This window comes from Cellulosimicrobium sp. JZ28 (assembly GCF_015327065.1).
In the GTDB taxonomy this organism is placed as follows: Bacteria; Actinomycetota; Actinomycetes; order Actinomycetales; family Cellulomonadaceae; genus Cellulosimicrobium; species Cellulosimicrobium funkei.
Window position 1 is genome coordinate 144,826 of the sequence record NZ_CP017660.1, and the last position, 12,733, is coordinate 157,558.

Below are 12,733 nucleotides of genomic sequence, written 5' to 3' on the forward strand. Positions count from 1 at the left end.
GAGGCTCCCTCGCGTCTCGGACGTCCCGGACTCCCATGGAACCCCCGCGCGGGCGTCCTGTCAGCGCGAACGCGCGCGTGTCGCGGTCGGACCGTCGGTCGCGGTCGCGTCGGGGCGCCCGGGAGCGGAGGGCGGGTCGGTCGCGACGAAGGACGCCGCCGCGTCGGGCGCGACCGCCGTGCCGGGCGAGCGCCGCCCGAGGACGCCCGTCGTCGTCGCGACGCCGAGGAGCAGCACGACGCCGCCCACCACCTCGGCCGCGTTCGGCACCTCGTCGAGCACGAGCCACGCGGCGAGCATCCCGACCGGCGGCACGAGCATCGTGAACGGCACGACCGCCGACGCCGGGTACCGCGCGAGGAGCGTGTTCCAGATCCCGTAGCCCACGAGACTCGCGAGCCAGGCGGTGTAGAGGGTCGACAGGACCGGCGCGAGCGTGAGGTGGGTGAGCGCGTGCCCGACGGCGTCCGGCCCGTCGAGCGCGAGCGACAGCCCGAGCATGGGGACCGGCACCACGAGCGCCGACCACACCGTCATCGACAGCCCCTCCAGCCCGGGCCGCGAGGGAGATCCCTGCCTACGCGAGGTAGAGCCGCGGTCCGGCGAGATAGCTCCCTGATCACCCGGGGTAGAGCCCTGGTCACCCGGGGTAGAGCCCTGGTCACGCGAGGGAGAGCCCAGGTCGCGGCGGATGCCGGCGCGTCGGGCGACGACGTTCCCCACCGCCCACGACGCCGCTGCGGCGAGCGTCACGACGAACGCGAGGGCCGGCGTCGGGGCGCTGCGGCCCACGCCGACGACGACCAGCCCGGCCGCCCCGACCAGCACGCCCGCGAGCTGCGCGCGCGTCGGGACCTCGCGCAGCGCCGCGGCGGCGAACAGCACGGTGAGCCCGACCTGGGCCTGGAGCACGAGCGACGCGAGCCCGGCGGGCATGCCGAGCGCGAGCGCGGTGTACAGCAGGCCGAACTGGCCGAGGCTCATGAACGTGCCGACGAGCAGCACGTCCCGCCACCGCGCGCGGGGCCGCGGCACGAGGAACACCGCCGGGACCGGGACGACGAGGAAGCGCAGGGCGACGAACAGCGTCGGCGGCATGTCGCCGAGCCCCAGGTCGATGACGACGAAGTTCACGCCCCAGACGACGGCGACGAGGCCGGCGAGGAGGGACGGGCGCAGCGGCATGGCATCGAGGGTGCGCCCGCGGCATCGTGCACGTCCAGCGCACAGTCGTGCACGGTTCCCGGTAGCCACGCTTCCGGATAGCATCGGTCGCATGATCGACCTCGCCGCCGTGGACGCCCTGCTCGCCGTCGAGCGCACCGGCACCGTGCACGCCGCGGCGCGCGACCTCGGGTACACGCCGTCCGCCGTCTCGCAGCAGGTGAAGCGCCTCGAGCGCGACCTCGGCGCGCGCCTGCTCGACCGCGAGGGGCGGGGCGTCGTCCTCACGGCCGCGGGGCGGCGCGTCGTCGAGGAGGGCCGCGCGCTGCGCGAGCAGGTCGAGTCGCTGCGGGCCCGCCTGCACGACGCCGGGGCGCGCCCCACCGGGACCGTGCGCCTCGGCTCGTTCTCGACGGCGGTGCGCGGCGTCGTCGCCCCGCTCCTCGCGCGGGTGCGCGACGACGTGCCGGACCTGCGCCTCATCGTCGAGGAGACCGAGCCGTGGGACGCCGTCGAGGCCGTCGCGGCGGGCACGCTGGACCTCGCGCTCGTGCACCACTGGGAGGGCGTCGGCCTCGCGCTCCCGCCGAGCCTGCGCGCCGAGGAGCTGTTCCGCGACGAGGCCGACGTGCTCGTGCACGCGTCGAGCCCGCTCGCGGGGCGGGCCGCGCTCACGCCGTCGGACCTGCTCGACGAGACCTGGGTCTGCACGCCCGACGGCACCATCTGCTACGAGTGGTTCTGCCACATGTTCGCGCGCGAGCCGCGCGTCCCGCGCATCGACTTCCGGTGCCTCGAGTTCGCGTCGCAGGTCGAGGTCGTGGCCCAATGCCTCGCCGTCGCGCTCGTGCCGCGCCTCGGGCGCGGCCCGCTGCCGGCCGACGTCGTCGCGGTGCCCGTGCGCGAGCCCGTCCCGACCCGCCCGGTCACGGTCGTGTGGCGCGCGACCATGACCGACGCCCCCGCGGTGCGCTACCTGCGCGAACGCCTGCGCGCCGCAGGAACCCGGCACGGGCGCGAGCCGTTAGGCCCCCTGAGCACACCTGCCGACGAAGGGGCACGATGACCGAGCACGCGCCGACCCGACGGGCCGCCGACCCGCGCACCGTGGCGATCGCGGGGCTGTCCACCGTGGCGTGGTACGCCGTGCCCGACGCCGTCCGCCCGCGCTGGGCGCGCGCGCTCGTCAAGACTGCGGTCGCGACGGCCGCCGTCGTGCTGACGTTCACCTCGACGACCGAGGGGACCGAGGCGCGCGAGGGCCTGCGCTCCCTGCGCGACGCCGCCCGCGAGGCGGACGTGGGCGAGACCGGCGCGACGCCCGGGACCACGACCGCCGACGGCGCCCCGCGGGAGGACAACACCTGGGCGACGACCGACGACGACACCACGCCGGTGCCGGCGGGCGTCGCCGTCGCGGGCGCGGCGGCCGGGCTCGCGCTCGCGACGACCCTCGTCGTCGCGGGCGAGAAGTGGGTCTACCGGCGCGGGGAGCGGCTGCGCGACCGCGGCGTGCGGCTCCCGCACACGCGCGTCGGGCTCGTTGTCGGCGCGCTGGCCGTGGCGCTCGCGGCGGCCGAGCCGCTCCTGTGGAACGCTGAGGAGCGCTGAGGCAGCGACACCCGGTCGGTACGCCGGGGTCCGCGCACCGTGCGGCCTCGCGGACCGGGAGGGACCGACGATGATCGGGTTCGGGCTGGCGCTCGCGGGGGTCGCCGCGGCGATCCACGTGTACATCTTCGTCATGGAGTCGCTCACGTGGACGAGCGACCGGACGCGCGCCACGTTCGGCACGTCGCCGCAGGAGGCGGCGGCCACGCGCGAGATGGCCTTCAACCAGGGGTTCTACAACCTGTTCCTCGCGGTGCTCGTCGTGCTAGGCATCGTCCTGTACGCGGCGGACCGGCAGGACGTCGGCCTGACGCTCGTGGTCGCGGGGGCCGGTTCCATGGTCGCGGCGGGGCTCGTGCTCCTCGTCTCGTCGCCGTCGAAGGCGCGGGCGGCGCTCGTCCAGCTCGTCCCGCCCGCGCTCGGCATGCTGGGGGTCGTGCTGGGGCTGACGCTCTGAGCCGTCCCGCGCCCCGCGGTGGCCCCGCTCGGAGTCGCGGTCGGGAGCCTCGTCAGCAGGACGCCGCGACGCGCATGGCGCTGAGCATCTCGAGGCGCGACAGGATGCGCTCGCGCTCGGCCTCGAGCTCGTCCCGGTAGCGGCCCTCCGCCGGTTCGACGGTCTCGACGGCCCCGTGGCCCACGTAGGAGCCCGTGCGCCGGGAGTAGCCGTTGAGCTGGCGCTCGACGAGCGTGAGCTCGTGGCCGAGCCGCTCCAGGTGCGGGTCGAGGAGGTCGCTGGTCCTGCTGCGGTCGGTGCCGGACGTCGGTTCGAGAAGGGTGGTCACCCCTCCATCGGAACCCGGAAACCGGGTTTCCGCACGGCGAGACGCTCGTCTCACTTCTCGGCCGCCCGCGACGCGAGACGCGCGGACGGCCTCTCCGCGGGCGCCGGTAGACTGGTCGCGCGCCGTCGTGCGCTCCCCGCTCAGCGCCCACCCGAGGGAAACGATGACCGCCCCCGCACCCCAGGCTTCCGCACGCTCCGAGGCTCGTCCCGCCGCGTCGACGCTCGACACCGTCGAGCACGCCGCCGCCACGCCCGACGAGGTCCAGCCGTTCGCCGAGCTCGGCCTCAAGCCGGACGAGTACCAGCGCATCCGCGACATCCTGGGGCGCCGCCCCACGGCCGCGGAGCTCGCGATGTACTCCGTCATGTGGTCCGAGCACTGCTCGTACAAGTCGTCCAAGGTCCACCTGTCGAAGTTCGGCGCGGCGACCACGGACGAGATGAAGAAGCACCTGCTCGTCGGCATCGGCGAGAACGCGGGCGTCGTCGACATCGGTGACGGCTGGGCCGTGACGTTCAAGGTCGAGTCGCACAACCACCCGTCGTTCGTCGAGCCCTACCAGGGCGCCGCGACGGGTGTCGGCGGCATCGTGCGCGACATCATCTCCATGGGCGCGCGCCCCGTCGCCGTCATGGACCAGCTCCGCTTCGGCGCCGTCGACCACCCGGACACGGCGCGCGTCGTGCACGGCGTCGTGAGCGGCGTCGGCGGGTACGGCAACAGCCTCGGCCTGCCGAACATCGGCGGCGAGCTCGTCTTCGACTCCTCGTACCAGGGCAACCCGCTCGTCAACGCGCTGTGCCTCGGCGTGCTGCGCCACGAGGACATCCACCTCGCCAACGCCTCGGGCGTCGGCAACAAGGTCGTGCTGTTCGGCGCCCGCACGGGCGGCGACGGCATCGGCGGCGCCTCGATCCTCGCGTCGGAGACGTTCGAGGACGGCGTGCCCGCCAAGCGCCCGAGCGTCCAGGTGGGCGACCCCTTCATGGAGAAGGTCCTCATCGAGTGCTGCCTCGAGCTCTACGCGGCGCAGGTCGTGGAGGGCATCCAGGACCTCGGTGCCGCCGGCATCTCGTGCGCGACGTCGGAGCTCGCCTCGAACGGCGACGGCGGCATGCACGTGTGGCTCGACGACGTCCTGCTGCGCGACCCGACGCTCAACGCGGGCGAGATCCTCATGTCGGAGTCGCAGGAGCGCATGATGGCGGTCGTCGCGCCGGAGAAGCTCGACGAGTTCCTCGCCATCACCGCCAAGTGGGACGTCGAGACCGCCGTCATCGGCGAGGTCAACGACTCCGGGCGCCTGACGATCGACCACCACGGCGAGCGCATCGTCGACGTCGACCCGCGGACCGTCGCGCACGAGGGCCCGGTGTACCACCGCCCGTACGCGCGCCCGTCGTGGCAGGACGGGCTCAACGCCCGCACCGTGGACGCCGACGCGCTCGCCCGCCCCGAGACCGGCGACGAGCTCCGCGCGACGGCCCTGCGCCTCCTCGCGTCGCCGAACCTCGCGTCCAAGGAGTGGGTGACGAACCAGTACGACCGGTTCGTCCAGGGCAACACCGCGCTCGCGCAGCCCGACGACTCGGGCGTGGTCCGCGTCGACGAGAGCACGGGCCTCGGCGTCGCGCTCGCGACGGACGCGAACGGCCGCTACGGCAAGCTCGACCCGCGCACGGGCGCCCGCCTCGCGCTCGCCGAGGCGTACCGCAACGTCGCGACGACGGGCGCCCGCCCGCTCGCCGTGACCGACTGCCTCAACTTCGGCTCGCCCGAGGACCCCGACTCGATGTGGCAGCTCGTCGAGGCGATCGAGGGCCTCGCGGACGCGTGCCGCGAGCTCGGCGTCCCCGTGACGGGCGGCAACGTGTCGCTCTACAACGGGACCGGCGAGCCGGGGCAGATCGACTCCTCGATCCACCCGACCCCGGTCGTGGGCGTGCTCGGCGTGCTCGACGACGTCGCGCACGCCACGCCGTCGGGCTGGCGCGAGACGGGGGAGAGCATCTACCTCCTCGGCACCACGCGCGCGGAGCTCGACGGCTCGGCGTGGGCCGACGTCGAGCACGGCCACCTGGGCGGCGTGCCCCCGCGGGTGGACCTCGCGGCCGAGAAGGCGCTCGCCGGCGTCCTCGTCAACGCGAGCCGCGACGACCTCGTGTCGGCCGCGCACGACCTCTCCGAGGGCGGGCTCGCGCAGGCGCTCCTCGAGGCGTCGCTGCGCTTCGGCGTCGGGGCCACCGTGTCGCTCGACGCGCTGACCGAGCGCGACGGCGTCACGCCGTTCGAGGCGCTGTTCTCCGAGTCGACGGCCCGCGCGCTCGTCGCGGTGCCCCGCGGCGAGGAGTCCAAGCTCGTCGACGCGTGCGTCGCGCGCGGCGTCCCCGTCCTGAAGATCGGCGAGACGGGCACCGAGCCCGGCGCCGCCGCCGAGTCGGGCGAGGCGCTCGAGGTCGCGGGCCTGTTCACCGTCCCGCTCAGCGAGGCGGACGCGGCCTTCCGCGGCACGCTGCCGGCCATCTTCGGCTGACACCCGCTCCACCGACGCCCCGGTCACCGCACGGTGACCGGGGCGTCGTCGTCTCGTCTCCCGGTCCAGCCCCCGGCCGAGCACGAGGTTGCCGTCGCCATGGACCGCGGAACGACAGCAACCTCGTGCTCGGCGGGCGGAACGGGTGGGCGGGTGGGCGGGTTCCGTGGAGATCGCCGGGCGGGCCGGTGGGGCGGGTCGCGGCGGCGGGGCCGGCGCTGCGAGAGTCCGGGCATGACCTCGGCCATCACGCGCCTCCCGCCCGCGCGCGTCACGACGCGGCGCCGACCGGGCGGCCGACCCCTCACGGTCGTGCTCGCCACGGGCGTCGTCGCCGTGCTCCTCCTCACGCTCGTGCGCATGCTGCCCGACGACGCGTGGACGCCCGTCGCGCAGCTCGTCGGCTTCACGCCGTTCGTCGCCCTGGGCGCCGCCGTCGGGCTCGTGCTGACGCTGCTCGCGCGCCGGTGGCTGCACGCGGCGCTGCTCGCGGTCTGCGTCGCCGTCCAGGCGGTGTGGCTCGTGCCTGCGTTCGTGCCCGGCCCCGCGCCGCCCGACGACGCGGTGACGCTGCGCGTGATGGGCGCCAACACCTGGTACGGCGCGGCGGACGCGGAGGGGCTCGTCGACCTCGTCCGCACCGAGGACGTGCAGGTGCTCGCCGTCCTGGAGCTCACGACGGACCTGCGCGAGCGGCTCGTCGCGGCCGGGATCGAGGACGTGCTGCCGTACAGCGCCGACGGCAAGGTCGGGCGCGGCGCCATGGGCAGCGGGCTGTGGAGCGCGCTGCCGCTCCGCGACGTGGACGTCGAGCCGTTCTCGAACGACGCGATGCCGTCGGCGACGGTGGAGGTCGACGGCGTCCCGGTGCGGGTCACCGCGGTGCACCCGATCCCGCCGATCCCGGAGTACGTCGACATCTGGCACGAGGAGACGGACGCGCTCGCCGAGCGCGCGCACGGCGACCCGCTGCCCCAGGTGCTCGTCGGCGACTTCAACTCCACCCACGACCACGCGACGTTCCGCCGGCTGCTGGGCGACCGGTTCCACGACGCGTCGCGCGCCTCGGGCGGCGGGCTCGACCTGTCGTGGTCGCCGCGCCCCGGCGCCGTGCCGCCGGTGCTCAATCTCGACCACGTGGTGACCGACCGCGAGAACGTCGTGACCGACGTCGGCTCCCTGCACGTCGTGGGCAGCGACCACCGCGCGATCGTCGCGACGGTGCACGTGCCCCGCCCCTGACGACGACGGACCCGGCGCCACCGGCCGGCGAGCGGGCTCGCTCGTCGACCGATGGCACCGGGTCCGGTGCGGGGCTCCGCGGCCTCAGCCGCGCGCGGTCTCCGGCTCGGTCGCGTCCGGGCCGGTCGTGCCCGGCTCGGTGCCGTCGTCGGGCGCGACGCCCTGAGCCGCCGGGTCGGTCGACCCGTCGAGGTGGTGCGGGTGCCGGCGCTCGAGCGCGGCGCCCTCCACGTCGACGTCGGGCAGGATGCGGTCGAGCCAGCGGGGGAGCCACCACGCCTTGTCGCCCACGAGGTGCATGAGCGCCGGGACGAGCAGCATCCGCACGACGAACGCGTCGACCAGCACACCGAACGCGAGCGCGAACCCGATGGGCCGGATCATCGCGCTGTGCGAGAAGACGAACCCGCCGAAGACGGAGATCATGATGATCGCCGCGGCCGTCACCACGGCCCGGCCGGCGCGGACGCCCTGCACGATCGCGACGCGCGCGGGGGCGCCGTGCGCGTACGCCTCGCGCATCCCCGAGCCGAGGAATAGCTGGTAGTCCATCGCGAGGCCGAACAGGATGCCGACGAGGATCGTGGGCAGGAAGTTGAGGATCGGGCCCGGCGTCTCGACGCCGAACACCCCCGCGAGCCAGCCCCACTGGTAGATCGCGACGACCCCGCCGAGCGCCGCGAAGTACGACAGGATGAAGCCGAGCGTCGCGACGACCGGCACGAAGATCGACCGGAACACGAGCACGAGGATGACGAGCGACAGCCCGACGACGACCGCGAGGTAGATCGGCAGCGCCTGCGCGAGCTTCTCCGAGATGTCGATGTTGCCGCTGGCGGAGCCCGCGACGCCGAGCGTGACCTCGCCGTCGAGCGGCTCGAGGGCGCGCAGCGCGTGCACGAGCTTCTCGGTGGACTCGCTCGTCGGGCCCTCGGCCGGGATCACCTGGAACGCCGCGACCGTGCGGTCCTCGGACGTCCCGATCGGCGCGACGGCCACGACGTCGTCCTGCGCGAACAGCTCCTCGGCCACGCCCACCTGGTACTCGAGCGCCTCCGCCTCGGTCGGCTCGCCCGGCAGGTCGGCGACGACGAGCAGCGGCCCGTTCGTCCCCTCGCCGAACTCCTCGGCGACGGTCGAGTACGCGCGGTACTGCGTGGAGTCGTGCGCCTCGGACGAGCCGTCCGGCAGGTTGGTCCGCAGGTCGAGCGCGGGCAGGGCGATCACGCCGAGCGCGACGACGGCGAGCAGCGCCGTCCCCACCGCGCGGACGGTCGACATGGGGCGCACGGGCTCCGCGGCGGGCAGGCCGCCCGCGGCGCCCGGCTCCGACGACGCGGTCCCGGCCGACGCGCCCGTCGAGGCGCCCGACGACGCGGCGGGCCCGGCGAGCGCGGCGCGCTCGCGGCGGCTGAGGATCCGCGGGCCGATCATCCCGAGCAGGGCCGGCGTGAGCGTGACGGCGATGAGCACGGCGATCGCGACGCACAACGCGCCGACCGTGCCCATGAGGCCGAGGAACGGGATGCCGGTGACGTTGAGCGCGAGCAGCGCGATGAGCACCGTCGCCCCGGCGAACACGACCGCGTTGCCCGACGTGCCGTTCGCGAGCGCGATCGACTCGTGCAACTCGTCGCCCTGCTTGAGCTGGCGCCGGTGCCGGTTGACGATGAACAGCGAGTAGTCGATCCCGACGGCGAGCCCCAGCATGAGGCCGAGCACCGGCGTCACCGACGACATCTCCACGACCCCGGACAGCGACATCGCGGCGAGCGCGCCGATCCCGACCCCGATGAGGGCCGTGAGGATCGGCAGGCCGGCGCCCACGAGCGTCCCGAGCATGACGACGAGCACGATCGCCGCGACGACGAGGCCGACGGCCTCGCCCACGCCGAACACCTGCGGCACGCCCTGGGCGATGTCGGACGAGAAGTCGGTCTGGACGCCGTCGACCGGGTCGTCGGCGAAGACGGCCACGAGGTCGTCCTTCGTCTGCTGGTCGATGCTCATGTTCGGCTCGGTGAACGTCACGTTCGCGACCGCCGCGCTCCCGTCCGTGGACACGAGGCGGATGTCGGACGCCATGTCGAGCAGGGGAGCGGAGAGCTCGAGCTGCGCGGACTGCTCCTCGAGCGTCGCGCTCTGGTCCTCCAGCGCGGTGACCTGCTGGTCGAGCGTCGTGGCCTGCGACTCGAGTGTGGCACGGCCCGCGTCGATCTCGGCCTGCTGCGCGTCGAGCTGCGGCGCGGCCTGCTCCAGCGCGCCCGCGGCCTCCGCCTGGGCACGTGCGGCGTCGAGCTGGGCCTGGCCGGCGTCGAGCTGGGCCCGCGCGGCGTCGACCTGCTCCTGCGCGGCGGCGAGCTGCGCGCGGCCGTCCTCGATCTGCTCGCGTCCCGCGGCGATCTGGGTGCGGCCGTCGTCGATCTGCTTCCGCTGGTCGGCGAGCTCCTCCTGCGTCGCGAACGGGTCGACGACCGACGCGACGCCGTCGACTTCCTCCGCCGCGGCGAAGCGGTCCGCGATCGCCGCCTCCTGCTCGGGCGTGAACGGGGCGCCGTCGTCCGTCGCGAAGACGATCGTGCCGCTCCCGCCCGACGCCTCGGGCAGCGCGGTCTGGAGGCGCTCGGTGACGTCGGCGGTCGGGGTGCCGGGGATCGAGAAGCTGCTGGCGAGCGTGCCGCCGAACGCGACGAACGCCGCCCCGGCGAGCACGAGCACCGCGAGCCACGCGGCGAGGACGGTCCGCGCGCGGCGCGCGCACGCGCGGCCGAGGCGGTAGAGGAGTTCAGCCATGAGGGTCCTTCGGTGGGAGTCCGGTGGCGGGTGTGCCCGGGGTGGCGGGGTGATGCTGCGGGAGAGGTGGTCGCGGGGAGGGTGCGGCTCGCGTCAGGCGGGGTCCGCCCAGCCGGCGCGGATCCGTTCGACGAGGCGGTCGAGCAGGCCCGACCACACCGCGCGCGAGGCGTCGTCGTCGGCGGCGCCGGTCTCGGCCCACCAGCGCCGCTGGATGACGAGGACCCCGGCCATGAGCGCGCCCACGAGCATCTCGATCTCGAGCGGGTCGACGTCCGGGTGCCGGCGCGTGGTCGCCGCGACGAGGCGCTCGGCGAGGTGGGTGAAGGTGCGCACGACCATCGTCGTGACGCGCGGCGTGGGCTCGGTCGCGGTACCGCCGAGGGCGCGCGTGAGGTAGGCCATGGGGCCGACGAGGTCCGTGCCGCGCAGCGCCGCGGTGACGTCGTCGAGGGGCGTGGGGCGGTCGGTGCCCGGCTCGGCCGCGCTCGCCCCGAGCGTCTCGACGACGGTGCCCAGCACGTCCTCGCAGACCTCGACGACGACGTCGTCGAGCGACGCGAAGTGGTTGAAGATCGTGCGGCGCGCGACGTCGGCGCGGGCCGCGAGCTCGTCGACGGTGAAGCGCGCGCCGCCCTTCTCCTCCATGAGCGACGCGGCGGCGGCGACGATCGCGCGGCGGTGGCGCGCGCGCAGGGCTGCGCGACGGTCCGGAGCCGCGGCGTCCGGGCCGGGGACGTCCGCGCTCGGCGCGTCCGGGGTCACGGCGTGCGTCGCGGGCGCGGTCGGGCGCTCGGGTCCGGGGAGGAGAGGCACCTCTTGACACTAGGTGCATCGATGCACTCGGTGCAAACGAGGGCCTCTGCCGCTCAAAGTTGACCGATCGAGTCCAGTATGTGGGAAGGTCCCGGCGGTGCGTTGACACCCTCTCCGACCGCTCGTAGGTTCCCGGCAACCGAGGTCCACGGACCCCGGCACAGGACATGGTCATGAGCTCCGACGCGAAGCCCCGGCTCGTCGGACGGCAACCCTCCCGCGCGGCGGGGTGCCCCGGGTGAGGACCAGGTCCCGCGTCGCGCGACCTGCGCGGTGCGGGGCAACACGCGGCGCCCGGAGACGGGCACGAAGGAGACGGACGATGGACCGGCGAGAGTCGAGCACCGCGGTGAGCACCCCGCACGCGCCGACGTGCCCCTGTCCGGTCAACGCTGCGGCCGCCGTCTCCTGTCCGGTCGGCGCCCCCGCGCGCGTCACCTGTTGTCGCTGACGACGCCCCGCTCCTGACGCCGCGCGCCCTCGCGCGCACGCCCTGACGGGCCTCCCTCCGGCCTCCCCGGCCCCGCCCTGCCGTCCCGCGGCGGGGCGACCCTGCCCACCCCCGGCACCCCGCCGCGCCCTGAGCGCGCGGCCGGCGCCTGTCCCAGAACGGATCCTCGCGATGCCCGACCCCCGCCCCGCCCGCACCGTCCACCTGGGCGTCGACCTCACCGACGCCGGTGCGCACCCCGCCGCCTGGCGGACCGTGGGCTCCCAGGCCCAGCGCCTGTTCGACGCCAAGCGCCTCGTCGAGCTCGTGGCCACCGCCCAGCGCGGCCTGCTCGACCTCGTCACGCTCGACGACGCGTTCACCCTCCAGCCGGGCCGCAACGGGTCCGTGCGCGGCCGGCTCGACGCCGCGCTCGTCGCGTCCCGCCTCGCGCCGCGCAGCGCGGGCATCGGCCTCGTCCCGACCGTCACCACCACGCACACCGAGCCGTTCCACGTCTCCAAGGCGGTCGCGACGATCGACCATGTGAGCTCCGGCCGCGCGGGATGGCAGGTCGGGTGGTCCACGACCCCGGCCGAGGCCGCGGCCTTCGGGCGCAAGGGCGCCCAGGACGAGCCCGACGCCGTGGCCGAGGCCGACGAGGCGGTCGAGGTCGTCACGCGGCTCTGGGACTCGTGGGAGGACGACGCCGAGATCCGCGACGTCGCGACGGGCCGGTTCGTGGACCGCGAGAAGCTGCACTACGTCGACCACGAGGGCATCCGGTTCGCGGTCAAGGGGCCGTCGATCACGCCGCGCCCGCCGCAGGGCCAGCCGCCCGTCGTCGTGCGGGCGAGCACGCCGGCGTCGCTCGACCTCGCGGCCCGGCGGGCCGACGTCGTGCGGGTCCGCGCGGCGACGCGGGACGAGGCGGTCGCGCTGCGGGCGCAGGTGCGCGACGCCGCCGCGGACGCCGGCCGCGACCCCGACGGGCTGCGGGTCCTCGTGGACGCGTACGTCGTCGTCGGGGACACGCGCGCGAGCGCGCAGGCCCGCCTCGACCTGCTCGAGGACCTCGAGGGCGTCTCGTGGGACACCGACTCGCTGACGCACGTCGGCACGGCGCGCGACCTCGCGGCGACGGTCGAGGAGTGGGCGCACGCCGGTGCCGCCGACGGCTTCCTGCTGCGGCCGTCGTCGCTGAGCACGGACCTCGACGCGATCGTCGACGGGGTCGTGCCGCTGCTCCAGGGCGTGGGGCTGTTCCGCACCGCGTACCCGGGCACGACGCTGCGCGACACGCTCGGCCTCCCGCACCCCGCGAACCGCTACGCGGCGATCGCCTGAGCCCGGACG

10 protein-coding genes and 1 riboswitch are annotated in these 12,733 nt (G+C 75.1%); of the genes, 6 read left to right on the forward strand and 4 right to left on the reverse strand.

From position 1 onward, the window contains the following. Positions 1 to 60: 60 nt before the first annotated feature. Entirely contained in the window at positions 61 to 1,185 is a 1,125-nt protein-coding gene (locus tag BJP59_RS00625; protein WP_194521888.1) for an EamA family transporter, read from the reverse strand. A gap of 91 nt (positions 1,186 to 1,276) precedes the next feature. Here BJP59_RS00625 and BJP59_RS00630 point away from each other — a divergent pair, with 91 nt between their 5' ends. The 3 genes from BJP59_RS00630 to BJP59_RS00640 all read left to right on the forward strand — a co-directional run bounded on the left by BJP59_RS00630 (position 1,277) and on the right by BJP59_RS00640 (position 3,232). Continuing rightward, the gene (locus tag BJP59_RS00630; RefSeq protein WP_194521889.1) at positions 1,277 to 2,230 is read left to right on the forward strand and encodes a LysR family transcriptional regulator; all 954 of its coding nucleotides are present in this window, start codon (positions 1,277 to 1,279) and stop codon (positions 2,228 to 2,230) included. Next, the gene (locus BJP59_RS00635; protein ID WP_194521890.1) at positions 2,227 to 2,775 is read left to right on the forward strand and encodes a hypothetical protein; all 549 of its coding nucleotides are present in this window, start codon (positions 2,227 to 2,229) and stop codon (positions 2,773 to 2,775) included. The genes BJP59_RS00630 and BJP59_RS00635 overlap by 4 nt, the downstream gene beginning before the upstream one ends. Positions 2,776 to 2,845: 70 nt before the next feature. Continuing rightward, on the forward strand, positions 2,846 to 3,232 hold the full coding sequence (locus tag BJP59_RS00640) for a DUF1304 domain-containing protein (protein WP_194521891.1): 387 nt from the start codon (positions 2,846 to 2,848) through the stop codon (positions 3,230 to 3,232). Between the two features lie 52 nt (positions 3,233 to 3,284). Here BJP59_RS00640 and BJP59_RS00645 read toward each other — a convergent pair whose 3' ends face one another. After that, positions 3,285 to 3,560, reverse strand: a complete 276-nt coding sequence (locus BJP59_RS00645; RefSeq protein ID WP_021482313.1) for a hypothetical protein — start codon at positions 3,558 to 3,560, stop codon at positions 3,285 to 3,287. 163 nt (positions 3,561 to 3,723) lie between these two features. On the opposite strand from BJP59_RS00645, the gene purL reads away from it, so the two are divergent. Both purL and BJP59_RS00655 read left to right on the forward strand, forming a co-directional pair. After that, complete coding sequence (purL, locus tag BJP59_RS00650; RefSeq protein ID WP_194521892.1) at positions 3,724 to 6,096, forward strand: phosphoribosylformylglycinamidine synthase subunit PurL; 2,373 nt, start codon at positions 3,724 to 3,726, stop codon at positions 6,094 to 6,096. Positions 6,097 to 6,330: 234 nt separating this feature from the next. After that, the gene (locus tag BJP59_RS00655) at positions 6,331 to 7,338 is read left to right on the forward strand and encodes an endonuclease/exonuclease/phosphatase family protein (protein ID WP_194521893.1); all 1,008 of its coding nucleotides are present in this window, start codon (positions 6,331 to 6,333) and stop codon (positions 7,336 to 7,338) included. An 84-nt stretch (positions 7,339 to 7,422) separates the two neighbouring features. On the opposite strand, the gene BJP59_RS00660 is transcribed toward BJP59_RS00655, so the two are convergent. Both BJP59_RS00660 and BJP59_RS00665 read right to left on the reverse strand, forming a co-directional pair. Further along, the gene (locus tag BJP59_RS00660; protein WP_194521894.1) at positions 7,423 to 10,131 is read right to left on the reverse strand and encodes an MMPL family transporter; all 2,709 of its coding nucleotides are present in this window, start codon (positions 10,129 to 10,131) and stop codon (positions 7,423 to 7,425) included. 93 nt (positions 10,132 to 10,224) lie between these two features. Next, on the reverse strand, positions 10,225 to 10,947 hold the full coding sequence (locus BJP59_RS00665; RefSeq protein ID WP_228485209.1) for a TetR/AcrR family transcriptional regulator: 723 nt from the start codon (positions 10,945 to 10,947) through the stop codon (positions 10,225 to 10,227). 169 nt (positions 10,948 to 11,116) lie between these two features. Further along, positions 11,117 to 11,224, forward strand: a riboswitch (SAM riboswitch). Between the two features lie 345 nt (positions 11,225 to 11,569). Between BJP59_RS00665 and BJP59_RS00670 the strand changes: the two genes are divergently transcribed. Then, positions 11,570 to 12,724, forward strand: coding sequence for an LLM class flavin-dependent oxidoreductase (locus tag BJP59_RS00670; RefSeq protein WP_043657610.1), 1,155 nt, complete (start codon positions 11,570 to 11,572; stop codon positions 12,722 to 12,724). Positions 12,725 to 12,733: the final 9 nt, after the last annotated feature.

Excerpts from the sequence above, each read along its gene's own strand:
- BJP59_RS00625 (WP_194521888.1), bottom strand. The coding sequence starts at position 1,185 with ATGCCGCTGCGCCCGTCCCTCCTCGCCGGCCTCGTCGCCGTCGTCTGG.
- BJP59_RS00630 (WP_194521889.1), top strand. The coding sequence starts at position 1,277 with ATGATCGACCTCGCCGCCGTGGACGCCCTGCTCGCCGTCGAGCGCACC.
- BJP59_RS00635 (WP_194521890.1), top strand. The coding sequence starts at position 2,227 with ATGACCGAGCACGCGCCGACCCGACGGGCCGCCGACCCGCGCACCGTG.
- BJP59_RS00640 (WP_194521891.1), top strand. The coding sequence starts at position 2,846 with ATGATCGGGTTCGGGCTGGCGCTCGCGGGGGTCGCCGCGGCGATCCAC.
- purL (WP_194521892.1), top strand. The coding sequence starts at position 3,724 with ATGACCGCCCCCGCACCCCAGGCTTCCGCACGCTCCGAGGCTCGTCCC.
- BJP59_RS00655 (WP_194521893.1), top strand. The coding sequence starts at position 6,331 with ATGACCTCGGCCATCACGCGCCTCCCGCCCGCGCGCGTCACGACGCGG.
- BJP59_RS00660 (WP_194521894.1), bottom strand. The coding sequence starts at position 10,131 with ATGGCTGAACTCCTCTACCGCCTCGGCCGCGCGTGCGCGCGCCGCGCG.
- BJP59_RS00670 (WP_043657610.1), top strand. The coding sequence starts at position 11,570 with ATGCCCGACCCCCGCCCCGCCCGCACCGTCCACCTGGGCGTCGACCTC.